The following is a 25,104-nucleotide window of genomic DNA, read 5'->3' as shown; positions in this document are numbered from 1 at the left end:
GGACTGACCCGCGGCGGGCTCCGTCGTGCACGACCGGACGGTTACCGGCCGTCGTCGATGATCTCGGCGTCGATCACGTCGTCGTCGAACCCGGCGTCGCCACCGTCGTGCGATGCCGGCGCGTCGGCCCGCGCCACCGAGAGCGAGTCGCCGTCGTCGGCCAGCCCGACCACGACACTGTCGCCGTCGCGGACCTCGCCCGTGAGCAGCGCCCGGGCGAGCCGGTCGTCGATCTCGTGCTGCATGAGCCGGCGCAGCGGCCGCGCGCCGTACAGCGGGTCGTACCCGCGTTCGGCGAGCCAGGCCCTGGCGTCGGGAGTGACGCCGAGCTGGAGTCGCCGCTCGTGCAGCCGCGCCGACAGCCGGTCGATGTAGAGGTTGACGATCTCGCCGAGCTCGGCCTCGCTGAGCGCGGAGAACACGACGATGTCGTCGAGCCGGTTCACGAACTCGGGCTTGAACGCCTGCCGTACCGTCTGCAGCACGGCCTGCTCCTTCTCGTCCCAGCTGAGGCTCGGGTCGATCAGGTACTGCGAGCCGAGGTTCGACGTGAGGATCAGGATGGTGTTCCTGAAGTCGACCGTGCGGCCCTGGCCGTCGGTGAGACGCCCGTCGTCGAGCACCTGCAGCAGCACGTCGAAGACCTCGGGGTGCGCCTTCTCGACCTCGTCGAAGAGGATCACCGAGTAGGGACGCCGCCGCACGGCCTCGGTGAGCTGGCCGCCCTGGTCGTAGCCGACGTACCCGGGCGGCGCTCCGACGAGCCGGGAGACCGAGAACTTCTCGCCGTACTCCGACATGTCGATGCGCACCATGGCGTGCTCGTCGTCGAAGAGGAACTCGGCGAGCGCCTTCGCGAGCTCGGTCTTGCCGACACCCGTCGGGCCGAGGAACAGGAAGGATCCGGTCGGCCGGTTGGGGTCGCTGATGCCCGCCCGCGAGCGGCGCACCGAGTCGGCGACCGCCGCGACGGCCCGCTTCTGGCCGATGAGTCGCTTGCCGAGCTCCTGCTCGAGGTGCAGCAGCTTCTCGGTCTCGCCCTGCAGCAGCCGGCCGACGGGGATGCCCGTCCACGCGGCGATCACCTGGGCGATGTCCTCCTCGGTCACCTGCTCGTTGACCATCCGGGGCTCGTCGGGAGCCTGCTCGGCCTGCTCGGCCGCCTCGAGGTCGCGCTGCAGTCGGGCGATCGTCTCGTATTCGAGCTTCGACGCCTTCGCGTAGTCGGCCTCGCGCATCGCGCGGTCGCGCTGCGTGACCGCGTCGTCGAGCTGCTTCTTCAGGTCGCCGACGCGGTTCAGCGACATCCGCTCGCGTGCCCAGCGCTCTTCGAGCCCTGCGAGCTCGCGCTCCTGCTCGACGAGCGTCTCGCGCAGCTTCGCGAGCCGCTCCTTCGACGCGTCGTCCTTCTCCTTCTTGAGGGCGAGCTCCTCGAGCTTCATGCGGTCGACCTGGCGCTTCAGCTGGTCGATCTCGACGGGGCTCGAGTCGATCTCCATCTTCAGGCGCGACATGGCCTCGTCGACGAGGTCGATCGCCTTGTCGGGCAGCTGCCGCGCCGAGATGTAGCGGTTCGACAGGGATGCCGCGGCGACGAGCGCCGCGTCGGAGATCGTGACGCCGTGGTGCGCCTCGTATCGGCCCTTGAGGCCGCGGAGGATCGCGACCGTGTCTTCGACGCTCGGCTCGCCGACGTACACCTGCTGGAAGCGGCGTTCGAGCGCGGCATCCTTCTCGATGTATTCGCGGTACTCGTTGAGCGTGGTCGCGCCGATGAGCCGCAGCTCACCGCGGGCGAGCATGGGCTTCAGCATGTTGGAGGCCGCGACGGACCCCTCGCCGCCGCCGGCACCCATGAGCAGGTGCAGCTCGTCGACGAAGGTGATGATCTCACCCTCGGCGTCGTTGATCTCCTTGAGCACGGCCTTCAGCCGCTCCTCGAACTGGCCGCGGTACATCGCACCGGCGACGAGCGCCGAGATGTCGAGCGAGATGAGCTGCTTGCCCTTCAGCGACTCCGCGACGTCGCCCGCGACGATGCGCTGGGCGAGCCCCTCGACGACGGCGGTCTTGCCGACACCGGGCTCGCCGATGAGCACGGGGTTGTTCTTCGTGCGTCGCGTGAGCACCTGGCTGACGCGGCGGATCTCGGAGTCCCGCCCGATCACGGGGTCGAGCTTGCCCGCCTTCGCGATCTCGGTGAGGTTGACGCCGTACTGTTCGAGCGCCGACTTCTGCTCTTCCTGCGTGCTCGGCGCACCCTGCATGTTGGCCACAGGCTCTCCCTTCGTTCAAAACTTGAGTGTACTTAACTCAACTTTGTCGAGAGGGCTAGTATTCCGGCTTGCGCGCCGAATCTCCCCCGAACCTCACGCTAGACGGATGCCGCGTGGCGCGCCAGCGATCGGCGGATGCCGCGGCCCGCCGATCACCGGCGGGTCGACCGGTCCCGGCCGGCTCGTCAGCGCACGACCTCGACGGCGAGCACCGTGGTGCGCACGATCCCGGCGGGCGTCGGCGACTCGTACCTCACCGGCATGCCGGGCAGCGCCCGTGCGAACCAGAACGTCTCGACCGGGGCATCCGGCGCCTCGTCGCGGGTGTCGTAGCGCAGGCACTCGACCCGACCGACCGGCAGCTCGAGCGTCTCCTCGGTCAGCGTCGTGCGCTCGGCCGAGAACGCGGCGTGACCCTGCAGCTCGCGCCAGGTCACCCGCCCACCCGCGACCTCACCGTCGACTCCCCCATCGGGCGCGATGCGCCAGCGCTCGAGCATCGCGCCGTCGTCGTCGCATTCGCTGAAGCGGTTGACGCGCTCGAACGTCTCGCCTCCCGGCTCCTCGACGAGGATGCGGATCGTCTTGCCGAACCCGCTCGCGTCGCGGATCTCGTCGGCGGTGAACGGCGTCGGCAGGAGGCCCGGACCGATCACGTGAGGGTCGCTCATGCACGACATTCTGCGTCATGCGCCGTCATCTCGACAGGGTCGCGGCGTATTCAATGCTTTCTCATACGTTGATGCGTGAAGCTCGAAGTCCGACCCCGAGGAGCCGCAGTGCAGAAGCGTACGAAGATCATCACCGCCTCGATCGTCGCGGGGGTGCTCGTGCTCGGTGCGACCACCGCCATCGCGGCGCCGATCGTCTATCGCGACCTCATCGTCGGCGAGGCCGACTCCGCCACGACGGTGACGGCTGCACCCTCGGCGACCGCGGAGGCGGGTACCGAGGCATCCGACCTCACCGGCGAGTGGACCGTGGCCGACGGCTCGTTCGCTGGCTACCGCGTCGACGAGGTGCTGAACGGCACCGACGTCACGGTCACCGGCCGCACCTCCGACGTGACGGGAGGCTTCACGGTCGACGGGCTGAGCCTGACCGCCGCGTCGCTCGAGGTCGACGTCGCGTCGATCGCGACCGACTCGGGCAACCGCGACGAGTACTTCCGCTCGAACGCGCTGCGCGTCGACCAGTTCCCGACGGCGACCTTCGTGCTGACCGAGCCGATCACGGTCGACACCGCGCCCGTCGTCGGCGGGGTGCAGACGGTGCAGGCGACCGGCGAGCTCACGCTCGCGGGCGTCACGCGCACCGTGACCGTCGACCTCGACGCGGTCTGGAACGGCGGCGACGGCCAGGTCGCCGGCAGCATCCCGATCACGTTCGCCGACTTCGGCGTCGAGGCGCCGAACCTCGGCTTCGTCTCGGTCGAGCCCGACGGGTTCGTCGAGTTCTCGCTCGTGCTCGCTCGGGCGTGATCGAGAGGGCGCGATCGAGAGGTGCGGGCGACTCGGGGACGCGAGCGCGACGCCGCGGCGGCGCCCGGCCTCACCGCATCCACGGCGGGGCGACCGGAGCGGCGTCGCTCCCCGGTACCGACGCGAGCGCGCTCGGGCTTCCGCAGACCAGGAATTCGCAGTCGCTCGATGCGATGACGGTGCGCACGACACCGGCCGGCACGATGACGGTATCCCCCGCCTCGACGCCGAACCGGTCGGATTCGGAGTGGAAGGACGCCTCGCCGGCGAGCACCGTCCAGATCTGCTCCGAGTCGATGACGTGCCGTGGACCCGGTTGGCCCGCCGACATCCTGACCCGCCACACGCTGGTCCGGGTGCTTCCACCGACGGTCGGGGACGCGAGGGTCTCCATCGTCGAGGTCGCGGTTCCTGATGATCGAGTGTCGGTCGAAGCGACTCGAGTGATCGGCATGGCTCTCCCTTTAGACAACATCGTTGTCTAGATCGTAAACGTCGTTGTCCGACATCCGCAAGGGCGGGAGAATCGACTCATGACGCAGCACCCTCCCGGCGAATTGCCGATCCTCCTCATCGGGTCGTTCCGGCAGGTCATCGACGAGCTGCACGAACAGCTCCGAGATCTCGGCTACGACGACGTGCGGCCGCTCCATGGGTTCGCGTTGCAGTCGATCACCGAAGACGGCGTCTCGATCAGCGAGTTCGCGCGGCGCCTCGGCGTGACCAAGCAGGCCGCGGCCAGGACGGCCGCCTCGATGGAGGCCCTGGGCCTCGTCAGTCGCCGCATCGATCCCCATGACGCACGGGCCTCCGTCATCACGCGCACCTCGCGCGCGAACGACGTCCTCGCCGCCAGCGGGCGCCTCCTCGGCGACCGGGAGGCGGAGTGGCGGCGGCAACTCGGCGCCGACCGCTACGACACGATGATCAGCTGCCTGCAGGAGTTGTGCGCCGAGGAGCCGTTCACCACCGTCCCCGGATGGCTCGGTCGCACGACGCGGATCTGAGCGGTCGGATCGACGCCGCAGCGACGCGCTGCAGCTGATCTCGCCGGGCTGAGCCCGTTCGCCGGCGCCCACTACACTCGACCCATGGATGTCGCCGGGACGCTATGACCGAGACGGCGACCAGCAGATGGCAGGGGCATCCTCAGGGGAGGCCCGGCTGGGCCCCGACGAGGGATGGCCGCCGACTCTTCTTCCAGGCCATCGACGGCCCGGGGCCGACCGTGGTCTTCGAGGCGGGCATCGCGTCGACTCGTTCGATCTGGGGGCTGGTCCAGCCCGCAATCGGTCGCACCGTGCGTTCGGTCGCCTACGATCGCGCCGGACTGGGGCAGAGCCCGGAGGCCGCAGGAGCGCGGCGGCTTCCTGCGCTCGCGAACGACCTCAACGACCTGCTCGACCATCTCGAACTCCTCGACCGAGAACGAGCGGACGATGCGGGCGACGCGGGCTTCGTGCTCGTCGGACACAGCTGGGGCGGCCCCATCGTGCGCCTCGCGACATCCGCCCGACCCGATCGGATCCGCGGGCTCGTGCTGGTCGACCCGGCAGATGAGGACTGCGAGCTCTACTACTCGACCGCCGTCGAACGATCCACCCGGATTCAGAACAGCCTGTTCCCCGGGCTCGCCCGTCTCGGCATCCTGAGACGGGTGTACGGCCTGACGACCGGCGCCCTCCCGCCGCACATCCGAGCTGATGCGCGACGAGAGATGTACACCTCCGGTGCGGTCGCGACCCAGGTAGCCGAATCGACGTCGATGGCGGAGGACCTTCGAGCACTGCAGTCGGCGTCCGGCGATCTTCCGGCGATCCCGCTGACCGTCATCTCGGGAGGCAAGAGCGCCGGTGTCGGAGCGGAGGGTCGTCGCCAGCTCATCGCCGCGCATCGTGCTCGTGCGGAGCGCGCAGAACACGGCCGGCACGTGGTCGCCGAGCGTTCCGGTCACGTCGTGATGCTCAGTGAACCAGAGGTCGTCTCGGCCGAGATCCGACGGGTGCTGAACTCGTCAGCACGATGATCGGATCGGAGTCTCCGCCGCTGGTCGTCCGGACCGCACTCTGGTGATCTCGGAGATCGGTCCCTAGCATGAGCACATGGGGGGCCATCGGAAGAGCGCCGTGTTCGCCGTCGTCGCCGCGCTCATCGGGGCCATCGGATTGGTGGGCGGACTGAGTTCGGATGCCCCTGCTCCGGCGTTCGCTGCGGCATCCGGCCCCGTGCTCGTCGACGAGGACTTCCGCGGGGCGACGGTGATCGACGGGTTCCAGGCGTTCGGTTCGGCGTGCCTGACCGGTGCACCCACGGTGCTCGCGGTCCCGGTCGGAACGCATCCGGTGCTGGGCTGTTCCGCGCCGAGCGCCGCCGCCCCGCCCAACGGGGCGGCCCCCGACGGGTTCCTGCGGCTGACGGATCGCCTCAACGATCAAGCGGGTGCGGCCCTCTACGACGTGCCGATCCCGGCGACGCAGGGCGTGGAGATCACGTTCGAACAATGGCAGTACGGCTCGGACTCGATCGTTCCCGCCGACGGCATCGCCTTCTTCCTCGTCGACGGGGCGACCAGCCTCGATGCGCCGGGCGCGTTCGGAGGCAGCCTCGGCTACACCCAGAAGGAGCCCGGGTTCGAGGTCGATCCGCCGTTCCTGCCCGGCGTCGAAGGCGGCTACCTCGGCATCGGCCTCGACGTCCTCGGCAACTACTTCGGCGACTGGGAACGGCGAGGCGACGGGTGTGCACAGCGCTCCCCGTCGGGTGAGACCTTCTACAACCCCGCACCGGGCGAGAACATGGTGACGGTGCGCGGCCCGGGCAACGGCACGGAGGGCTACTGCTTCCTGACGGCGACCGCCGACCAGTTCACGACGACCGGGCCGTGGACGTCGACCCTGCCCGGAGAGCTGCACGGCCCGACCCCCGACCTCACCGGGGCGACCCCGGCCGAGGCGTCGGCACTGCTCGAGCCCACGCGCCGCACCGTCACCGTGCAGATCTCCCCCGCACCCGACCCGCAGGTCACCGTCTCGATCGACTTCAACGACGGGGCGGGCATGCAGCAGGTGCTCGACTTCGCAGCGCCGCAGCCGACGCCGCCGACGTACAAGTTCGGGTTCAGCGCATCGACCGGTCTCTTCACCGATGTGCACCTGATCAGGAACGTCGTCGTGCAGGCGGTCGATCCGATCGCCGGACTCGAGCTCACCAAGCTCGTCGACGACTCGAGGACCTACGCGTCCGGCGACGTCGTCGACTACACCTACGAGGTCGTGAACACGTCAGCCGTCGAGATCACCGACCTCGCGATCATCGACGATCGCATCGCCGCGGTGACGTGCGAAGCGTCGACACTGGCTCCGACCGGGCAGACCGGCGACTCGACCGTCTGCCACGGTATCGACACGGTGACCGATGCCGACGCGGCGGCAGGATCCGTCACGAACGTCGCCACCGCCGGCGGTCTCGCGGGCACGGCACCCGTGACCTCCGACCCGGCCACGGCGACCATCGCCGTCGGCTCGAAGGCGGCCGGACTGCCCCCGACCGGACTTCCGGCGCTCCCGTTGCTCGTGGCGGGCCTCGCCGCGCTGGCCGGCGGCGGCCTCCTCCTGCGGCGCCGCTGAGCCCCGGCCTATCGGGGAACCGCGGCACGGCCGGCCGAGAACCGCGGTCAGCCGCGGCATCCATGCACAGGAATAGACTCCATCGCCCGGTCGTTCCACCAGACGTGCAACGCTTCGGAACGCTCTCATTCGGACACTACGGCCCGCTCGGCGGCGGCCGCGAACTCTCGGCGGGCGACTCCATGCTGCAGGCGATCGACCTCGCCCAGGGCATGGACGAGCTCGGCGTGAACGGCGCGTACTTCCGCGTGCACCACTTCGCGCGCCAGCAGGCATCGCCGATGCCGCTGCTCGCCGCGATCGCGGCGCGCACCCGTCACATCGAGGTGGGCACCGGCGTCGTCGACATGCGCTACGAGAACCCGCTGCACCTCGCCGAGGAGGCCGCGGCCGTCGACCTCATCTCGGGCGGCCGACTCGCGCTCGGCGTCAGCCGGGGATCACCCGAGACGGTCGTGCGCGGCTACGAGGCCTTCGGGTACACGGGCTCGCAGGACCCGCGCGGCGCCGACATCGCCCGCGAGCACTTCGACCGGTTCCTCGAGGCCGTCGAGGGCAAGGGCATCGCCGAAGCGGATGCCTCGTCGCCGTTCGGCGGCGGTGCGAGCGGCCTGCAGCGCATCGAACCGTATTCACCCGGCCTGCGCTCCCGCATCTGGTGGGGCGCCGGCAACAGCGACTCGGCCGAATGGGCCGGCCGCCGCGGCGTGAACCTCATGTCGTCGACACTGCTCACCGAAGACCGCGGCATGCCCTTCGACGAGCTGCAGGCGCAGCAGATCCAGACGTTCCGCGCGGCCTGGCGCGAGGCCGGCCACCCCGGCGAGCCGCGCACCTCGGTGAGCCGTTCGATCTTCCCGATCACGACCGCCGAAGACGAGCTCTACTTCGGCGGCCGCCAGGACGGCGACGGCGTCGGCTACATCGACGGCATGCGCTCGACGTTCGGCAAGACCTACGCGGGCACGCCCGACAAGCTCGTCGAGCAGCTGCTGCGCGACGCGGCGATCCGCGAGGCCGACACGCTCATGCTCACGATCCCGAGCCAGTTGGGGGTCGAGTTCAACCTGCGGATGATCGCGGCCTTCGCCGAGCACGTCGCACCGAGCCTCGGCTGGGAGCCCGCGAACCGCTGACGGCAGTGTGCAGGCGGCGCGGGCACGAACGCGCAGGCACCGGCGCAGGCCCCGACGCCCGACTTCGGCACGCCCCTCTCGCGGTTCTTGAACGACAGGAGCAGACTCGAAGCATGGACGACCAACTCGACGAACGCCCTCCGACCCGTCACCTGACGGAGGCGGAATGCTGGCAGCGCATCTCCGACGCACCGTACGGCCGAATCGCCGCGGCCGCCGGCGGCGAAATCGACATCTTCCCGGTGAACCACGTCGTCGCGGACGACCGCACGATCGTCTTCCGCACCTCTCCGGGCACGAAACTGCTCGAACTCACGATCCACCACCACGTCGCCTTCGAGGTCGACGGCGCCGACGACCGTGAGGCGTTCAGCGTCGTCGTGAAAGGCGAAGCCGTCGAGTTCGATCGGCAGTCCGAGATCGCCGCGGCCGAACGACTCGGCGTGGAGCCCTGGGCTCCCGAGACGAAGGACCGGTGGGTGCGCATCACGCCCGCCGAGGTGCACGGCCGCCAGTTCGAGCGCCCCCACCGGTAGGGGCGCACGGCCTGAATTGGTCCGCGCCTCCCCGCCGGGTCACGGCGAGGAGGCGCGGGGTTCGTGGCGTCGCCCTCCGCGGGAACGGCGCCCGGCTACGCGCCGTGCGTGCGCCTGCGCAGCCAGAACAGTCCGGCCGCCGCGGCGAGCAGCGCCGAGCCGAGGCCGGTCAGGGCCCAGCTCCTCGCCGCGTCCCAACCGGTGGTCGCGAGCCGGTCCGAGCCGGTCGAGCCGGCACTGCCGTTCCCGGTGCTGTCGCCTCCGGTCGATCCGGTGCCGCCTCCGTTGCCGCCGCCGGTGCCTCCATCGCCGCCCGCGTCGACCGCGTCGAACACCACCGAGGCGATCACCCTGCTCTCGACGCCCGTGAGCACCAGCTCCGTGCCGTCGATCGCGAAGCTCTCCACCCCGGTGACGCTGATCGCCGAATCCGCGATCTGGAAGCCGCTCGCCGGGGACAGCGCCAGGCGCACGACACCGCCCAGGTCTGCGACGCCCTCGGCGGGCGAGACCATGCCGTTGCCGACCTCCGTCTCGTAGGTGAAGCGAACCGGCTGTCCCTCGACGGCGACGACCGCGGACCGCAGGGCGTCGAAGCTCACACGCAGCTGCTCCGTGGTCGGAGCCCCGACGGCCTGCAGTTGCGCGCCCGCCCCGGTGCCGAGCAGCACCTCGCTATTGCTCGTCGCGGTCGCCAGCGCCTCACCGAGCACCGCATCGAAGACGCGCCCGTTCGACGCTGCGACCTCGTTCGCGCTCGCCAGTTCCTTCGCGTACTCGACCGCCTGGGCGAGCGCCTCGGTCTCTGCGGTGGAGTCGTCCGCCGCGAAGAGACCGGCGATCTCGTCTGCGCTCAGCGCGCTGTCCCACATCCGCAGGTCGTCCATGTCGAGACCGATGCCGTAGTTCTTCCCGCCGTCGACGCCGACCAGCATGTGCAGACCGCTGGTCATGCTGCCGACCCCCGCGATGCTCGTCTCGTTCGTCACCGCTCCGTCCATGTACGTGCTCGCGACGTTCCGCGAACGGTCCACCGTGACGGTCATCAGATGCCAGCTGTCGCGGTAGTCGGTGACCGTACCGGTCGAGTAGACGCCGTTCGTGCCGTCGCCGAGGGTGAACTCGATCTTGCCCGTGTTCGTGCCCTCGGGGGCGACGTTGATGCCCGATCGGTACCAGCTCGACCAGTTCTTGTTGCTGATGATCGAGCCGTACCCGCTCACTCCGGTGACCTTCGTCCAGAAGCTGATGGTGAGGTCCTTGTCGGTGCCGAGATCGAACTCCGGGCGAGAGCCGAGGTCGACGTAGCTGCCGGCACCGCCGCCGATGCGAACGGCCTTGCCGGATGCTCCCACGCGGTCGGTGTCGACATACGAGACCGAGCCGACCGGAGTCGCGGTCGGCGCGCCGTCCGCGGCCGCACCGGTGTCACTGAGGTCGCCCTCGAACGCGAGGCTGAGGAACTCGCCGTCGGGCGCAGGAGCCGGCGCCTCGGGGAACTCGGGGAAGACGAGTTCGCCCGCGGTGCGCACGGTGCCGACGAGCGGCTCGGACTCGTTCTGGAAGTCGTCGAAGGCGGTGACCTCGACCGTGTAATTCTTGGCCGGCTTCAGGCCGTGGATGTCGAAGCCCATCGTGCTCGGGGTCATGTAGAACCGCGAGTACGCCTTGAACGTCCCGGTGAGGGACTTGGGAGGGTTGTTCCCGAAGTCGGGCACCTGGTTCACGCTGAACGGCACGGGGGTGCCGGCCTGATCGGTGATCTCGACCTCGTAGAAGTTCACGAGTTCGTCATCCTTCGCCTGGCCGAAGCTGAGGGTGAGCGAGCTCTCGGTGACATCGGTCGCTGTGATCGCGGCGGCACCCCACCACGGCGCCACCGTGCTGCGCTGCGCGTCGGTGTAGGTGAAGCCGTCCGTGCCCTTGGTCGTGTCGACCACCCACGGCATGCCCATCCAGCGCTGGTGGGTGACGTCGAAGCGCCGGATCACGGTGGTGCCATCCGTCATCACGCTGATGAAGTTCGCGCTCTTCTGCGGCACCCCGGCCTCGGCGTCGCCCTGGTTGTCGCCGAAGTAGCCGCCTCCGACGAAGTCCGAGGGGACGTCCTGATAGATGTAGTTCATCGAGGCGTTCTCGTAGACCGTGAAGTCCTTCTGGTAGATGCTCGTCTCGGGGTTCGACGAGAAGTGCGTGTGCGCCGAACCGAGCACGGCCTGCGGGTAGTCGGCGAGGATGCGCTGCACGTCGGGACCGGCGAGGTCGTACTCGCCGTGGAACGGGCCACCGAGCGAGGTGCCCCCGTATCCGCTGTGGATCGAGACGAAGATCGGCTTCCTCGGGTCGTAGTCGGGCTCGGCGGCGATCTCCTTAAGCGTGCTGGTGAGGAAGGCCTGGTACCCGGTTCGCTGCCCGCCGTACCCGAACGTGCTCGTGCCGTTGTAGTCGAGACCGATGAAGTCGATCCCGCTGATCGTGGTGTGGAAGTTGCTGACGTACCCGGTGTCGGCGTTCGGATAGAACCACGCCGGGGCATCGGCCGGCGCCCTGTCGGCCCTGGCCGAATCGAACGTGTCGCCCATCAGGTCTGCGATGTCGTGGTTGCCCTGAGTGAACAGCGCCTGCGACTCGGGGAAGCTCTCGCGAATGACTCGTTCGACCGCTCGGTACCAGCCGGCGACCTTCTCGCTGTCACCGGCGAGGTGTGCCGAGTACTCCGGGTCGTTCGCCCCGACCACGTCGCCGTTGTCGACGACCACCTGAGCGTCGAAGGCCTTCTCATCGGCCCAGGCGCGAATGCTCTGGAAGTGCTTCTTCACCCCTTCGTATGCCACCTCCTCCGAGGTCTTGTCGGCGGTCGCGCTGCCGCCGAGCTCGGTGTCGGACATCGTGATGAACTCGAGCGTCGTGTCGGCGCCGTTGTACGCATCGTTGGCGGCATCGATGCGCTGCTGCGTCATCGGCAGAGCGTCGCCCGTCGCGCCGCCCTGCGCGGCGGCCGCGGGCATGGCAGGCAGGAGCAGTGCGGTCGCGACGATCGCGCCTGCGCTGATGCGGCGTGACATCTTCGCGGGACGGGTTCGCACCCGCGGCGGGCAGTGGGAGAGCGACATGGGGTTCCTTCGTGTGCTGGGAATCGGTGGATGGTCAGGGGAGATGAGCGGACGTCAGCGGAGCTCGGCGTCCATGGCGAACAGGCCGCGCACCCACGGCGCGGTCACGGAGCGCAGGTCGGGGAGGTGGTCTGCCGAGGACCCCGCGTCGCAGTGACGGTCGGGGGCGACATGGACGAGACGGCATCCCGCGGCGGTCGCCGCCATGGCGCCGACCGCCGAGTCCTCGAACACGATGCAGGCGCCCGGTTCCGCACCCAGCAGCTCAGCCGCGCGCAGGTAGGGCTCCGGATGCGGCTTCGCGCGCAGCACGTCATCGGCCGTGATGACGGCGTCGAAGCGCCCGAGCGGCAAGCTCCGCTCCACCGCCGCGACCCACCGACGGGACGAACTCGTCACGAGGCCCAGCGGGATCCCCGCCTCACGCAGGCTCCGCAGCGCCTCCGGTGCCCCGGCGATCCACGGCAAGCGCCCGCTGAACACCTCGATCGCCGACATCTCGAGCTCCTCGGCCACGCGATCGCCGGAGGCGCTCTCCCCGGTGAGGGCGATGAGCCGACGAGCGGCCTCGCTCGTCGTGAGCCCTTCGAACTCGGCGAGGAGGGCGGGCGAGGCCGATCGACCTGCGCTGTCGAGGCGACCGCGCACCACCTCGAGCCAGAGCCGCTCGCTGTCGACCAGGGTGCCGTCGAGATCGAAGAGCACGGCGGCCGGCCCGGCGGTCTCGGCGGCGGCGGAGAGGTGCGTTGTCGGTGTCACCCAACGATTCCCGTTCCCGTCGGTGTGCAGGGGGCGACGAACCGGTGAATGAGATCTGAACAGTCCCGTCTCTTCGTCCGAGAAGGGGGGACAGCTGTGAACGGTTGTCCACCGGGAGGGCTCCGTGCCGGATCGGGTGACCTACTCTGAGACCGTGCCACCCGGATCCGCACGATCGCATCGCGAGATCATGAGCGATCTTCTGACCCGGATCGTCGACGGGGAGTTCATCCCCGGTACGACGCTTCCGTCGGAGACGAAGCTGGCGCAGCGCTACGGTGCGACTCGCGGCACCGTTCGACGTGCGCTCGCCGGGCTCGAGACCAGGGGGCTGGTGACGCCGGTGCAGGGCTTCGGCTGGGTCGTGCGCTCAGCTCGCCAGAACCAGTCGTTCGATGAGCTGCGCTCCTTCGCGCAGTGGGCGCGGAGCAAGGGGATGACGCCCGGCGGTCAGGTCCACAGTTCCGAGTTCGGCGAGGCCACCGGCAGCGAAGCGCGCCGGCTCCGCGTGAGCCCGCGCAGCCGGGTACTCCGGGTCGCCAGGGCGCGCAGCCTCGACGGACGCGTGGTGATGCTCGAACGCACCTGCTACCCGAGTTGGATCGCAGACCAGGTCGCCGCGATACCCGATGACGAGGCATCCGTCGTCGACGCTCTGAGCCGCGACTTCGATGTGGTCACCGCCCATGCCGAGCATGCGATCGACGTCGTGCCGGTGTCCAGCGCCGACTCCGAGCTGCTCGGTGTGCGCCGCGCGGGTCCCCTGCTGCGAGTCCGGCGCGTCAGCTACACGTCGGGCGGTGCCCCGATCGAGTACGGCGAGGATCGCTACCTCCCCGACACGGTGACGTTCGTGGTGGAGGCGTCCCGCGAGAGCAACTCCCTCACCCGCTCGGAGTTCGAGCTGTAGACCCGTCACGACCTGCTGCGGCTGCAACTCTCAGACCGAGGCCGCGCCGCAACGGCAGAACCGCGCCTCCCTGATGGCTGTAGGGGAGCCCAGGGAGGCGCGGGGTCTGCACCGAAGCCTCGCCGCCGGGCTCGAGCGGCGGCGAGGCCCGGGTTCGGTCGGCGGCCTAGCCGACGCCCTCGAGCGCGTCGGTCTCGGTGTTGCCGATGTTCGCGATCACCTCGGGGCGGCGCTTGGCGAGGTGCAGGTACCAGGCGAGCGCGGCGATCATGGTGATGAGGAACAGGTACGGGATGACGTTCAGCGGCCACGCCGGCACGGGCCACACGTTCGCGAAGAACACGTAGACCATGGCGACGACGGCGACCGTGGCGCACACCCAGACGAGGCCGTTGCGCATCTTCTCGCGGCGCATGTAGGCGACGCACGCGACCGCGACGAGGGCGTAGGCGACCATGTAGCCGTAGGTGCCGTACGTGTCGACCCACACGACGATGTCCATCGGGTGCACCCCGATCGCGAGCAGCACGATGTCGAGCACGATCGCGGCGGGGCCGGCGACGAGCAGCACGCGGTGCGGCGTCAGGTGGCGCTCGTGGGTGCGGCCGAAGCGCTCGGCGACGACGCCCTCCTTGCCCATCACGTAGATGATGCGGCCGACGACGTTGAGCGGAGCCACGACGACGGCGAAGAACGATGCGCCGACGCCGAAGGTGAGTACGGGGCCGAACCAGGCGGGCATGCCGATCTGCGCCGAGATCGCCTCGAGCGGGCTCGCGACCGTGGCGAGGTCGTCGCCGAGGATCGCGATCTGCGTGTAGGCCGAGAACACGTAGAGCACGCCGACGCCGAGGGCGCTCCACATGATCGCGCGCGGGATCGCCTTGTACGGGTTCTTCGCCTCACGACCGAGGGCATCGGCCGACGAGAAGCCGACGAAGCCGAGGATGCCGAGCACCATTCCCGCTGCGACGCCCTGGAACGGCACGCCTTCGAGCGAGAACTGCGCCGGGTCCCATGCGTTCGGGCCGGCCCACACGAGCGCGAGCACCAGCAGCACGAGGATGATCGCGACCGAGACGAGTTCGAGCACGAGCGAGACGCGCGCAGAGAGGCGGATGCCGCGAATGGTGAAGAGCGTCGCGAGCCCGCCGAGCACGATCGCGAGCGTGATCTGCGCGGCGACGCCCTCGAACGGCACGCCCACGAGCAGCAGGAACTGGTTGAAGTACGAGACCGAGCCGCCGAGCGAACCTGCGGCGATGCCCCAGCAGCCGATCAGCAGGGCGACGCCCGCCAGGTACGCGCCGAACGGGCCGAGGCCCTTGGCGACGTAGGTGTAGAGCGAACCCGCCGATGCGTGCTTCTTCGCGAACACGGCGACGCAGTAGCCGACGGCGAGGATCACGATCGTGGCGAGCACGAACGAGAGCATCGTGCCGTTGCCGGCCCCGATGAAGATGCCGGCGGCGGTGAACGCGATGACCGCGCTCGGGGCGATGTTGGCGATCGCCTGGGCCGCGAGCTCGGGCCCGCTCATGACGCCGCGGCGGAGCCCGGCGTCGGTCGGGGCGTCGGCTCGGGCGGCCGGCGCTTCGGTGGTGGGGGTGGTCATGGGGGAACTCTCCAGTGAGTCGGGTGCTGCAGCGGTCAGGGGATGAGGAGCGTGCGGAGCGCTTCGCCGGATTCGAGGTCGTCGAACGCCTCGGCGGCCTCGGCGAGCGGGCGGCGCGCCGAGATCAGCGGGTCGAGCTTGAGCTGGCCGTCCATGTAGCGGTCGACGAGCGCGGGGATGTCGATGGAGGGTCGGACCGACCCGTAGTTCGAGCCGAGGATGCGCTGGTCGGCCTCGGCGAGCACGAGCGGCTCGAACGAGGCCTTCGCACCGGTCGGCGGCAGGCCGACGATCACGGCGGCGCCGCCGAGGCCGAGCATGCGGATCGCCTGCTCGGTCGTCGAGGTGCGCCCGATCGCGTCGAACGCGTAGTCGACGCCGTCGGGGATGAGGGCGAAGAGCGCCTCCACGGCGTCGACCTGCGAGGCGTCGATCTGGTCGGTGGCGCCGAACTGCACGGCGAGCGCGGTCTTGTCGGCGCGCACGTCGACCGCGACGATGCGCTCGGCACCCGCGAGTCGGGCGCCCTGCACGACGTTCAGGCCGACCCCGCCGCAGCCGATCACGACGACGGTCGAGCCGGGCTCGACGGCGGCGGTGTTCAGCACCGCGCCCACTCCGGTCGCCACGGCGCAGCCGACGACGGCGACGACGTCAAGGGGCGCGTCGTCGCGCACCTTCACGGCGCCGGACGCAGGCACGACGACCTCTTCGGCGAACGACGAGACGCCGAGGTAGTGGTGCACCGACTCGTCGCCCTGCGAGAGCCGCGAGGTGCCGTCGAAGAGCACGCCCTTCGGTGCGACGACCGTGGCGACCTTCTGGCAGCGGGCCTCATGACCCGAGCGGCAGTATCGGCACTCGCCGCACGGCGGCACCCACGAGAGCACCACGTGGTCGCCGACGGCGAGCGACGTGACGCCCTCTCCGAGCTCGACGACCACGCCCGACCCCTCATGACCCATGACGAGCGGAGCCGGGGCGTCCCATTCCCCTCGCTTCACGTGCAGGTCGGAGTGGCAGACGCCCGCCGCCGCGATCTTGACGCGGACCTCGCCGGCCTTGGGCGCGGCGAGCTCGACATCGGCGACCTCGATCGGCGTCTCCGGTGCGCGGAAGACGATGGCTTTCATGATGCTCCCTTGGATCAGTGCTGGGGTACGCCCGATGCTAGGCAGGCTCGAGGCCCCGAGTCACTGTGAAGAATGTCGAAGGGTCATGGGATGCCGCGGCATTTCGTACACTCGATGGCATGGCCCGTGACGTGCTCTCGATCGCCCGCGTGCTCGGCGGCGAGCTCATCGGCGACGGCGTCGGGCCGGCGACGCCCGTCGACGCGGCGCTCCGGCTCGAGGAGTTCAGCGTCGTCGGCCACCCCGGTTTCGCGACCCTCGTCGTCGCCGGTGCCGAGCGCCTCGCGAACGCCGTCACCGCGGGCGGCCCGCGCTCCGATGCATTGCGCGGCGCCGTGCTCGTCAGCCACGGGGCGACGCGGGCGCTCCGGCGCGCGATCGAGTCGACGGGCGCCACGGCGATCGTCGGCGCCGAGGCATCCGACACCGTGCTGCACCCGCTGCTCGTCGCCCTGCTCGCGACCGACCAGGCCGCGGAGGACCGGCTCGTGACCACGGGAACCAAGGTGCTCACCCAGGTCGCGCGGCGCGGCGGCGTCGGCGCCGTCGTCGCCGAACTCGCCCGGCGCATCGACGGCTGGGCGGTGCTGCTCGACCCGCACGGGCAGGTGATCTCGACCGCGGGCGCCGGCGGGCTGCACGTGCAGGACGCGGTCGCCGTCGCGTTCAGCAGGCCCGTGCGCGTGCGGCATCCCGGCCTGCAGGTGCACCCCGTCGGCACGGGAGAAGACCTCAGCGCCCACCTCGTCATCTCGTCACGCGAGGCGTCGATGAGCCGCGGCCGCGACCTCGCCTCGCAGGCGGCCGCGCTGCTCGATCTCATCCTGCGCACGCACGACCGCACCACGACCGAACGGCTCGGGCGCGAGGTCATGATCGACACCCTGCTCGAGGGCGGCCCGGCCGCCGCCGCACTGCTTCGCCGCTGGGGCGTGCACGAGGGCTCGCTCACGGGGTTCGCGCTCACGGCCAGGTCGAAGTCCGTCGACCTCGAGCGCCTCGTGACGCGCTGGCTCGACGAACTCGGCAGCGTGCACCTCATCACCGAGGAGCCGGGTCACCTGCTCGGCTTCCTCCGCGACGATCGGGTCGACGACCTCGTGCGGCGCGTCGAGGACGTGACGGCCGACGCCCGCACCCCGCTCCGCCTCGGACTCGGCTCCCCCGCGGCATCCGACGCCCTCGGGCGGACCGCCGCCGAAGCGCGGCAGGCACTCGACATCGCCGTCACCGACGGTCGCACGGTGTCGCGCTATCGCGCGCTGCCGACGGTCGCGCTCGTGCTCGACCGCCTGGACCCCGGCGACGCCGCCCACCTCGCCGAGGTGCTCGATCCCCTGCGCGGCGACGACGGGCTGCACGGCGAGCTCACCCGCACGCTGCGCATCTACCTCGCCGAGCACGGCTCGTGGGGCGTGGCCGCCGAGCAGCTCGGCGTGCACCGGCAGACGCTCACGAACCGCATCCACCGGGTCGAGGAGCTCACAGGCCTCTCGATGGGCAACCCCGACGACCGCACGGCGGCCTGGCTCGCGATCCGCGCGCTCGACCGCTGAGCTCAAGCCCCGCAGAACGGCCCCGCGAACGGCCCCGCCGGAATGCCCCGGCCCGGCACCGGGTTATCGTCGAGGGACATCGAGGAGGATCCATGCCATTGGAAGGCGAGTACGAGCCGAGCACTTCTGCGTGGGCGCGGAAGCAGGCCGAGGCGTTCGAGGCGTCGAACGGCGCGACGTCGAACACCCTCAGGGGCATGCCGATCATCGTGCTCACCACGGTCGGCGCGAAGTCGGGCAAGCTCCGCAAGACCGCTCTCATGCGCGTCGAGCACGACGGCGAGTACGCCATCGTCGCCTCGCTCGGCGGGGCGCCGAAGCATCCGGTCTGGTACTGGAACGTGAAGAAGCACCCGCACGTCGAACTGCAGGACGGCGGCGAGAAGCACGACTACGAGGCCCGCGAGCTCGAAGGCGAAGAGCGCGAGGCCTGGTGGGCGCGGGCCGTCGAGGCCTACCCGCCCTACGCCGACTACCAGGTGAAGACCGAGCGCCTGATCCCGGTCTTCAGCCTCACCCGCGTCGTGCTCTGAGCTTCCCCGGAAGACGACGCGACGCCCGCTACAGCCAGCGCATCGTGAACGCCCGCGCGAGCAGCGCCCGCAGCGGCGGCACCGCGAGCGTGCGCACCGCGGCATTGCGCACGCGGAGTCGTGCGCCCGCCGCGGGCGCGCCCATGCGCATGTTGAACGCGGCCTGACGGATCGCCCGCGACGCCGACGCCCGCCGCGCGCGGTCGTAGCGGTCGAAGGCCTCGTAGGGTGCGCCCGACTCGATCGCGTGCTCGAGCTCACGGTCGAGCAGCACGGCGTCGAGCCATCCGAGGTTCATGCCCTGGCCGCCGATGGGGCTGATCTCGTGCGCGGCGTCGCCGACGAGCGCGACGCGGCCCCGGTGCATCCGCTCGGCCAGGTGCTGGCGGGCCTCGAACACGCTGGGCTCGGCGGCGGCCTCGACGTCGAACCGTCCGTCCACGCGCGACGCGATGATCGTCGCGAGCTGCGCGGGCCCCGGGTCGCGCGGCGGTCGGCGCACCCATGCGACCCAGCGCCGCAGGCCGCCCGGCAACGGGAACGACTCGACGACGCCCGCCGGCTCGAAGTGCAGCAGCGCCGTCGACGTCTCGCCGGTGTCGTCGCGGGTGTCGCCCATCACGTAGTGCGCGCGGCCGGGCATCTGCGTCCAGTCGATGCCCACGAGATCGCGGATGCCGCTGCGCACGCCATCGGCCCCGACCACGTAGCGCGCGAGCACCGTGACGGCCGCACCGCCCCGATCGGCCCCGACCTCGACGTGCGTGCCCCGGTCGCGGACCGCGCGCACCTCGACACCGCGTTCGAGCGCGTCGGGCGCGAGCTCGCCGAGCCGTCGCTCGAGCATCGCCTCGGTCTCGAGCTGCGGCAGCGACCACACCGAGCCGGCCCGGGCGAACGACATCGACCCGAGGATGCGGCCCTGACAGGTGACACGACCGTCGAGGATCTCGACACCCGCCCGGCGCACCTCGGCTTCGAGCCCGACCCGGCCGAGGGCGCGGAGTCCGGGCGGGTGGATGCCGATCGCCCTCGATCGACCCGAACGCTCGGTGCGGCGTTCGAGCACGACGACGTCGAGCCCGCGCTGGGCGAGCAAGCACGCGAGCAGCAGGCCGACGGGCCCGCCGCCCACGACCGCGACGTCGCGCATGACACCGTCGGTGACGCTGCCGGTCGGGCCGGCGGATGCCTCAGGCATCCGCTCCCCAGACCACCTCGAGTCGCGACGGGAACGCCCGTCGCACGGCCCAGCCGTCGGGCAGCACCGGGGCGAGCTCGGCCGCGGTGTGACTGCGGCGGATCGAGGTGAGCCCGTCGGGCCGGATGTACGAACCCGCCAGGAGGTTGCCCGCGAACGGCAGCGTGCCGAGCCAGAAGCCCGCGTAGCCGAGGCGCGTGCGCTCGATGTCGCCGTGCACCGCGAGCCCGCCGGGGCCGAGCAGCAGCTCGCTGTCGCGCAGCAGCGAGCCGAACTCCCGGCCGTCGAGGTGGTGCAGCACGTGGTTCGAGACGACGAGGTCGAACCGCTCGCCCTCGTCGACGAGGTCGCTGCTCAGCGCGCGGCGGAGCGTCAGGCCCGGTGTCGGCGGCCTGGCCGACGCCCAGGCCATCGCCCGCGCGTCGGGATCGATCGCGGTGATCTCGAGTCGCAGGCCGTCGTCGTCGGCCCATCGCAGCAGGCGCCGGGGCAGGTCGGCGCTGCCGGCGCCGACGTCGAGCAGTCTCGCGCGCCACACCGGCGAGAGCCGCGGCCGGATCCAGCGCAGGTACACGGCGCGCTCCCCCGACACCACCGCGTTCACGAGCCGGAAGCGCTCGTAGGTCTTCGCGAGCATCACGGGGTCGGCATCGGGGCCGTCCATGAGCTCCCGCGCGTCCGCGTCGCGCGCACCGAGGCCGACCCGCGACTCGGAGGACACCGTCACCGCCGAACGGTCAGGAGTGCCGACTCGACGGTCAGCCCCGGCCCGAACGCCATCGCGGCGACGCGATCGCCATCGGCGGCGACATCGGAGTGCAGGATGTTTCGCAGCACGAACAGCACCGTCGCACTCGACATGTTGCCGTAGTCGCGCAGGGTCTCACGGGCCGGCACGAGCTGGGCCTCGGTGAGCACGAGCCGCGACTCGACCTTGTCGAGGATGCTCCGCCCGCCCGGGTGGATCGCCCAGTGCTCGATCGCCCCGCTCGACCCATCGTTCGCGAGTGCCGCCGCGAGCGCGTCGTCGTGCGCGAAGAGCGGCTCGAGCGCCCCAGTGATGTGGTCGTCGATGATCGCGGGAATGGCGTTCGAGAGCACCATCTCGAAGCCGTGGTCGCCGATCTTCCACGCCATGTCGCCCTCGCCGACCGGCGTGATGCGGGTCGCGAACCGATCGAGGTCGAAGGCCTTCTCCCCGGGCTCGAGCGGCCGGGCCGTGACGATGCCCGAGCCGGCGCCGTCGGCGAACAGCGACGACGCCACGATCGTGTCGGGGTCGTTCGACGACCGCAGGTGCAGCGTGCAGAGCTCGACCGAGACGACGAGCACGACCGCCGAGGCATCTGCCGTGGCCAGCTGAGTCGCCATGCGCAGCGCCGGAATCGACGCGTAGCAGCCCATGAATCCGAGGTGGTACCGCTCGACCCCGGGGTTCAGCCCCAGCTCGCGGGCGATCATGAAGTCGGGGCCGGGCGCGTAGAAGCCCGTGCACGAGACGGTGATGACGTGCGTGACATCGGATGCCTCGATGCCCGGCGTCGCCTCGATGGCCGAGCGCCCCGCCTCGACGTAGAGACGCGTGGCGTGTTCGGCGTACAGCTCGTTGCGCACCTTCGTGCCGGGCAGCAGCAGCTCGCCCGACTCGATGTCGAAGAACACCGGGTCCTCGGGGTGGGCGTCCCAGCGCAGCTCGTCGAGCACCGAGTGCCGGCGCTCGATGCCCGAGACGTTGAACGAGGTGGCGACGATGCGCTGGCCCAGCCGGCCGAGGCCGGGCTGGGCCGCGAACACGTCGCGCACCTCGTCTTGCACGAGCACGGTCGCCGGCACCGCGGTGGACAGGCCCCTCAGGGTGACGGTCATGATTCAGCGCCGGCAGCCGAGCGGATGCCGCGACGGAGCTCGCACGAGGCTCGCAGACCCTGGCCGGTCAGCCGAGGAGCTTCGCTTTGGCGGCGGCGAACTCTTCCGGCGAGAGGATGCCCTGCTGCTGGAGCGTGGCGAGCTTCTGCAGCTCGGCGACGATGTCGACGCCCCCGGCCGGCGCTGCGGCGGGCGCCGGTGCGGCGGCCTGCTGCTGCGCGACGGCCTGCTGGGCCGCGGCATTCATCTGGGCCTGCTGCTGCTGCGCCTCGTACTGCTGCTGCTCGTACTGGTCTTGCGCCTTCTGCTGCTGGTGGCGCTGCACGCTGCCGCTGACGGCGGTGGCGGTGCCGGCGACGACGGCCGTGCGGGCGGCCATGCCGATCAGGCCGGGGCGTCCCATTCTTCTCAGCATCTTCCTACTCCTCTTCGGCTTCGGCGAGCGCCGCGTTCACGACGGGCGCGGGAATGCGTTCGGTCTGCAGCACGATGCCGCCCGACTGGGCGAACTTCGATGCGAGCCGCTTGGCCCACACGAGTTCGATCGCGAGCAGCGCGCCCGAGGTGCCCGGCGGAATGCCCTGAGCGAGCTCGTGGGCGTCTTCTTCGGCGACGAGGCCGATCGCCTCGAGCTCGACCGTGCCGAACCCGTATTCGTCGCTCACCTCTTCGAACTCGGTGATCAGCACCGAGCCATCGGGCTCGCGCGAGATCACGAGGAAGTCGAGCAGCCGGATCTCACCGCCCTCGACCAGGTCGCCGATCGCCTCGAGGGTGCCCGGGTCTGGCCGGTCGCCCTCGAACCCCACCAGATACAGCTCCACCGGGCCGTATTCGAACTCCGCCATGATCTCCCCAATCTCACGTGTTTGCAGACTACGCGTGCGACGCAGGCGAATCCAGAGTGGAAAGCGAATCGCCTCCTTCCGAACCCGGACGCCGCCGGGTAGCGTCCAAGAAGCGGCGGAGTCGCCGCGGTACCGAGGGGGTATGTGCATGTCCGATGAATTCACGGGGACCATCGAGCTCGACGTCCGGGACTCCGTCCCCGACTGGTCGCCGTACGAGCTGCCGAAGGCGCCGGAGGGTTCGCCGAACGTGCTCGTCGTGCTGTACGACGACACCGGCATGGCGTCGTGGTCGCCGTACGGCGGGCGCATCGACATGCCGACGATGGATCGTCTGGCCCAGAACGGCCTCACCTACACCCAGTGGCACACGACGGCGCTGTGCTCTCCGACCCGGTCGACGTTCCTGACCGGACGCAACCACCATGCGAACGGCATGGGCAACATCATGGAGGGCACCAACGGCTTCCCGGGCCTGTCGGGGCACATCCCCGCCGAGTGCGCGACGATCGGGCAGGTGCTGCAGCAGAACGGCTACTCGACGTTCTGGGTGGGCAAGAACCACAACGTCCCCGAAGAGGACGTCTCGGCCGGCGGAAGCAAGGCCCAGTGGCCGCTCGCGATGGGCTTCGACCGCTTCTACGGCTTCCTCGGCGGGGAGACGAACAACTGGTACCCCGACCTCGTCGAGGACAACAGGTTCATCGAGCCGCCCGCCACGCCTGAAGAGGGATACCACCTCTCCAAGGACCTCGCAGATCAGACGATCCGGATGATCCGCGACCAGCAGTCGTCGAACCCGTCGAAGCCGTGGTTCACCTGGTTCTGTCCGGGAGCGAACCACGCCCCGCACCACGCGCCGGAGGAGTTCATCGCGAAGTACGAGGGCAAGTTCGACGACGGCTACGACGCGTACCGCACGTGGGTGCTCGAGCGCATGGTCGAGCGCGGCGTCATGCCCGAGGGCACGGCGCTGACGCCGTTCAACCCGATGCCCGAAGACCAGGCGAACGCCGCCGACCACGTGAAGCCCTGGGAGTCGCTCTCGGCCGACGAGCAGCGGCTCTTCAGCCGGATGGCCGAGGTCTTCGCCGGGTTCAGCGAGTACACCGACACCCAGATCGGACGCGTCGTCGACTACCTCGAGGCCTCCGGCCAGCTCGAGAACACGGTCATCTTCTACTGCGCCGACAACGGCGCCTCGGGCGAGGGGTCGCCCGACGGCTCGGTCAACGAGAACAAGTTCTTCAACGGCTTCCCCGACGACCTGGCCGAGAACCTGTCGAAGATCGACGTGCTGGGCGGACCCGAGACCTACAACCACTACCCCACCGGGTGGGCCGCCGCGTTCTCGACCCCGTTCCAGATGTTCAAGCGCTACTCGCAGTTCTCGGGCGGGACCTGCGACCCGATGGTCATCCACTGGCCGGCGGGCATCTCCGCCAAGGGCGAGATCCGCAACCAGTACCACCACTCGACCGACATCGTTGCGACGATCCTCGACATCATCGGCATCGAGTTCCCCGAGGTGTTCCGCGGCGTCGCGCAGCGCCCGCTCGACGGCGTCTCGATGAAGTACAGCTTCGACGCGGCCCCCGATGGGCCGACCGAGAAGCAGGTGCAGTACTACGCGATGCTCGGCACGCGCGGCATCTGGAAGGACGGCTGGAAGGCCGCCGCCATCCACGCCCCGCTCACCGGTCACGGCCGCTTCGACGAGGACCGCTGGGAGCTCTACCACGTCGAGTCCGACCGCTCCGAGTCGAAGGACCTCGCCGCCGAGCACCCTGAGAAGCTGCAGGAGCTCATCGACGCCTGGTTCGTCGAGGCCGAGAAGAACCACGTGCTGCCGCTCGACGACCGCTCGGCACGCGACCAGCTCACGATCGAGCGGCCGCAGTCCGAGCCGCCGCGCACCCGCTACGTGTACTACCCCGACACGGGGGCGGTGCCCGAGTCCGTCGCGGTGAACGTCCGCGGCCGCTCGTTCAAGATCATCGCCGACGTCGTCGTCGACGCGGGCACGCAGGGCGTGATCTTCGCGCACGGCTCGCGCTTCGGCGGTCACACCCTGTTCATCAAGGACGGCAGGCTCAACTACGTGTACAACTTCCTCGGCATCCCGCCGGAGCAGACGTTCACGTCGGCGACGCTCGCACCGGGCAAGCACGCGCTCGGCATGGAGTTCGTTCGCGAGCGCGCCGGCGAGCACGGCGAGTCGATCGGCACCTGCCGGCTCTACGTCGACGACCAGGTCGTGGCCGAGGGCCCGATGCGTGCGCAGGTCGGCAAGTTCACGCTCTGCGGCGACGGCCTCTGCGTCGGCTACGACAGCGCCGATGCGGTGAGCGAGCAGTACACGAACCCGTTCCCGTTCACGGGCGGCGAACTGCTCGGCGTGGCGGTCGACGTGAGCGAGGAGCAGTACCTCGACCTCGAACTCGAGGCCGCTGCGGCGTTCGCGCGGGAGTAGCGCCGCCCCTGAACGCGATCGGGCGTCGGACCTGGCAGGTCC

Annotated in this window: 22 protein-coding genes; 10 read left to right on the top strand and 12 right to left on the bottom strand. The window is 70.3% G+C overall.

Annotation, left to right across the window (positions count from 1 at the left end; all coding sequences use genetic code 11):
- Positions 1 to 41: 41 nt before the first annotated feature.
- Both ACFTQE_RS15220 and ACFTQE_RS15215 read right to left on the bottom strand, forming a co-directional pair.
- Positions 42 to 2,267 (bottom strand): ATP-dependent Clp protease ATP-binding subunit, encoded by a 2,226-nt coding sequence (locus ACFTQE_RS15220; protein WP_376925864.1) that lies wholly within the window; start codon positions 2,265 to 2,267, stop codon positions 42 to 44.
- A gap of 194 nt (positions 2,268 to 2,461) precedes the next feature.
- On the bottom strand, positions 2,462 to 2,947 hold the full coding sequence (locus ACFTQE_RS15215; protein WP_376925861.1) for a hypothetical protein: 486 nt from the start codon (positions 2,945 to 2,947) through the stop codon (positions 2,462 to 2,464).
- 108 nt (positions 2,948 to 3,055) lie between these two features.
- Between ACFTQE_RS15215 and ACFTQE_RS15210 the strand changes: the two genes are divergently transcribed.
- Positions 3,056 to 3,757: a YceI family protein gene (locus ACFTQE_RS15210; protein WP_376925860.1), complete on the top strand. Its 702-nt coding sequence runs from the start codon at positions 3,056 to 3,058 to the stop codon at positions 3,755 to 3,757.
- A gap of 70 nt (positions 3,758 to 3,827) precedes the next feature.
- On the opposite strand, the gene ACFTQE_RS15205 is transcribed toward ACFTQE_RS15210, so the two are convergent.
- Positions 3,828 to 4,088 carry a cupin domain-containing protein gene (locus tag ACFTQE_RS15205; RefSeq protein ID WP_376925859.1) on the bottom strand — a complete coding sequence of 87 codons (261 nt, stop codon included), beginning with the start codon at positions 4,086 to 4,088 and terminating at the stop codon, positions 3,828 to 3,830.
- Between the two features lie 202 nt (positions 4,089 to 4,290).
- Here ACFTQE_RS15205 and ACFTQE_RS15200 point away from each other — a divergent pair, with 202 nt between their 5' ends.
- The 5 genes from ACFTQE_RS15200 (at position 4,291) to ACFTQE_RS15180 (ending at position 9,055) form a co-directional block, all read left to right on the top strand.
- Positions 4,291 to 4,764 (top strand): MarR family winged helix-turn-helix transcriptional regulator, encoded by a 474-nt coding sequence (locus ACFTQE_RS15200; RefSeq protein WP_376925858.1) that lies wholly within the window; start codon positions 4,291 to 4,293, stop codon positions 4,762 to 4,764.
- Positions 4,765 to 4,868: 104 nt separating this feature from the next.
- On the top strand, positions 4,869 to 5,783 hold the full coding sequence (locus tag ACFTQE_RS15195; RefSeq protein ID WP_376925857.1) for an alpha/beta fold hydrolase: 915 nt from the start codon (positions 4,869 to 4,871) through the stop codon (positions 5,781 to 5,783).
- Between the two features lie 76 nt (positions 5,784 to 5,859).
- Complete coding sequence (locus tag ACFTQE_RS15190; protein ID WP_376925856.1) at positions 5,860 to 7,383, top strand: hypothetical protein; 1,524 nt, start codon at positions 5,860 to 5,862, stop codon at positions 7,381 to 7,383.
- A 104-nt stretch (positions 7,384 to 7,487) separates the two neighbouring features.
- Positions 7,488 to 8,519 (top strand): LLM class flavin-dependent oxidoreductase, encoded by a 1,032-nt coding sequence (locus tag ACFTQE_RS15185; protein ID WP_375836066.1) that lies wholly within the window; start codon positions 7,488 to 7,490, stop codon positions 8,517 to 8,519.
- A gap of 113 nt (positions 8,520 to 8,632) precedes the next feature.
- Positions 8,633 to 9,055 carry a pyridoxamine 5'-phosphate oxidase family protein gene (locus tag ACFTQE_RS15180; RefSeq protein WP_376925855.1) on the top strand — a complete coding sequence of 141 codons (423 nt, stop codon included), beginning with the start codon at positions 8,633 to 8,635 and terminating at the stop codon, positions 9,053 to 9,055.
- A 95-nt stretch (positions 9,056 to 9,150) separates the two neighbouring features.
- On the opposite strand, the gene ACFTQE_RS15175 is transcribed toward ACFTQE_RS15180, so the two are convergent.
- Together ACFTQE_RS15175 and ACFTQE_RS15170 are read right to left on the bottom strand one after the other, a co-directional pair.
- Positions 9,151 to 12,168 carry a LamG domain-containing protein gene (locus ACFTQE_RS15175; RefSeq protein WP_376925854.1) on the bottom strand — a complete coding sequence of 1,006 codons (3,018 nt, stop codon included), beginning with the start codon at positions 12,166 to 12,168 and terminating at the stop codon, positions 9,151 to 9,153.
- Between the two features lie 54 nt (positions 12,169 to 12,222).
- Positions 12,223 to 12,927 (bottom strand): HAD family hydrolase, encoded by a 705-nt coding sequence (locus ACFTQE_RS15170; protein WP_376925853.1) that lies wholly within the window; start codon positions 12,925 to 12,927, stop codon positions 12,223 to 12,225.
- Between the two features lie 190 nt (positions 12,928 to 13,117).
- Here ACFTQE_RS15170 and ACFTQE_RS15165 point away from each other — a divergent pair, with 190 nt between their 5' ends.
- The gene (locus ACFTQE_RS15165) at positions 13,118 to 13,837 is read left to right on the top strand and encodes a GntR family transcriptional regulator (RefSeq protein WP_376925852.1); all 720 of its coding nucleotides are present in this window, start codon (positions 13,118 to 13,120) and stop codon (positions 13,835 to 13,837) included.
- Between the two features lie 166 nt (positions 13,838 to 14,003).
- On the opposite strand, the gene ACFTQE_RS15160 is transcribed toward ACFTQE_RS15165, so the two are convergent.
- Positions 14,004 to 15,377 (bottom strand): APC family permease, encoded by a 1,374-nt coding sequence (locus ACFTQE_RS15160; RefSeq protein WP_376925863.1) that lies wholly within the window; start codon positions 15,375 to 15,377, stop codon positions 14,004 to 14,006.
- 110 nt (positions 15,378 to 15,487) lie between these two features.
- On the bottom strand, positions 15,488 to 16,585 hold the full coding sequence (locus ACFTQE_RS15155) for an alcohol dehydrogenase catalytic domain-containing protein (RefSeq protein WP_376925851.1): 1,098 nt from the start codon (positions 16,583 to 16,585) through the stop codon (positions 15,488 to 15,490).
- Between the two features lie 119 nt (positions 16,586 to 16,704).
- Here ACFTQE_RS15155 and ACFTQE_RS15150 point away from each other — a divergent pair, with 119 nt between their 5' ends.
- Together ACFTQE_RS15150 and ACFTQE_RS15145 are read left to right on the top strand one after the other, a co-directional pair.
- Positions 16,705 to 18,141 carry a PucR family transcriptional regulator gene (locus ACFTQE_RS15150; protein ID WP_376925850.1) on the top strand — a complete coding sequence of 479 codons (1,437 nt, stop codon included), beginning with the start codon at positions 16,705 to 16,707 and terminating at the stop codon, positions 18,139 to 18,141.
- Between the two features lie 92 nt (positions 18,142 to 18,233).
- Positions 18,234 to 18,674, top strand: coding sequence for a nitroreductase family deazaflavin-dependent oxidoreductase (locus tag ACFTQE_RS15145; RefSeq protein ID WP_376925849.1), 441 nt, complete (start codon positions 18,234 to 18,236; stop codon positions 18,672 to 18,674).
- Positions 18,675 to 18,702: 28 nt separating this feature from the next.
- Here the strand turns inward: ACFTQE_RS15145 and ACFTQE_RS15140 are convergent, their stop codons facing one another.
- From ACFTQE_RS15140 to ACFTQE_RS15120, 5 genes are all read right to left on the bottom strand, one after another.
- Positions 18,703 to 19,875, bottom strand: coding sequence for an FAD-dependent oxidoreductase (locus ACFTQE_RS15140; RefSeq protein ID WP_376925848.1), 1,173 nt, complete (start codon positions 19,873 to 19,875; stop codon positions 18,703 to 18,705).
- A complete protein-coding gene (locus ACFTQE_RS15135) occupies positions 19,868 to 20,602 on the bottom strand; it encodes a methyltransferase (RefSeq protein WP_376925847.1) in 735 nt (244 codons plus the stop codon). Before ACFTQE_RS15135 ends, ACFTQE_RS15140 begins: the two co-directional genes overlap by 8 nt.
- Entirely contained in the window at positions 20,599 to 21,741 is a 1,143-nt protein-coding gene (locus tag ACFTQE_RS15130) for a type III polyketide synthase (protein WP_376925846.1), read from the bottom strand. The genes ACFTQE_RS15135 and ACFTQE_RS15130 overlap by 4 nt, the downstream gene beginning before the upstream one ends.
- 67 nt (positions 21,742 to 21,808) lie before the next feature.
- Complete coding sequence (locus ACFTQE_RS15125; protein WP_376925862.1) at positions 21,809 to 22,144, bottom strand: SHOCT domain-containing protein; 336 nt, start codon at positions 22,142 to 22,144, stop codon at positions 21,809 to 21,811.
- Positions 22,145 to 22,160: 16 nt separating this feature from the next.
- A complete protein-coding gene (locus ACFTQE_RS15120) occupies positions 22,161 to 22,589 on the bottom strand; it encodes a DUF6325 family protein (protein WP_376925845.1) in 429 nt (142 codons plus the stop codon).
- Positions 22,590 to 22,737: 148 nt separating this feature from the next.
- Here ACFTQE_RS15120 and ACFTQE_RS15115 point away from each other — a divergent pair, with 148 nt between their 5' ends.
- Entirely contained in the window at positions 22,738 to 25,062 is a 2,325-nt protein-coding gene (locus ACFTQE_RS15115; RefSeq protein WP_376925844.1) for an arylsulfatase, read from the top strand.
- Positions 25,063 to 25,104: the final 42 nt, after the last annotated feature.

It is taken from the genome of Agromyces sp. NPDC056965 (assembly GCF_042673425.1).
Classification (GTDB): Bacteria; Actinomycetota; Actinomycetes; order Actinomycetales; family Microbacteriaceae; genus Agromyces.
The sequence above is the reverse complement of the archived record's forward strand: the minus strand, read 5'-3'. Positions and strand labels throughout refer to the sequence as shown.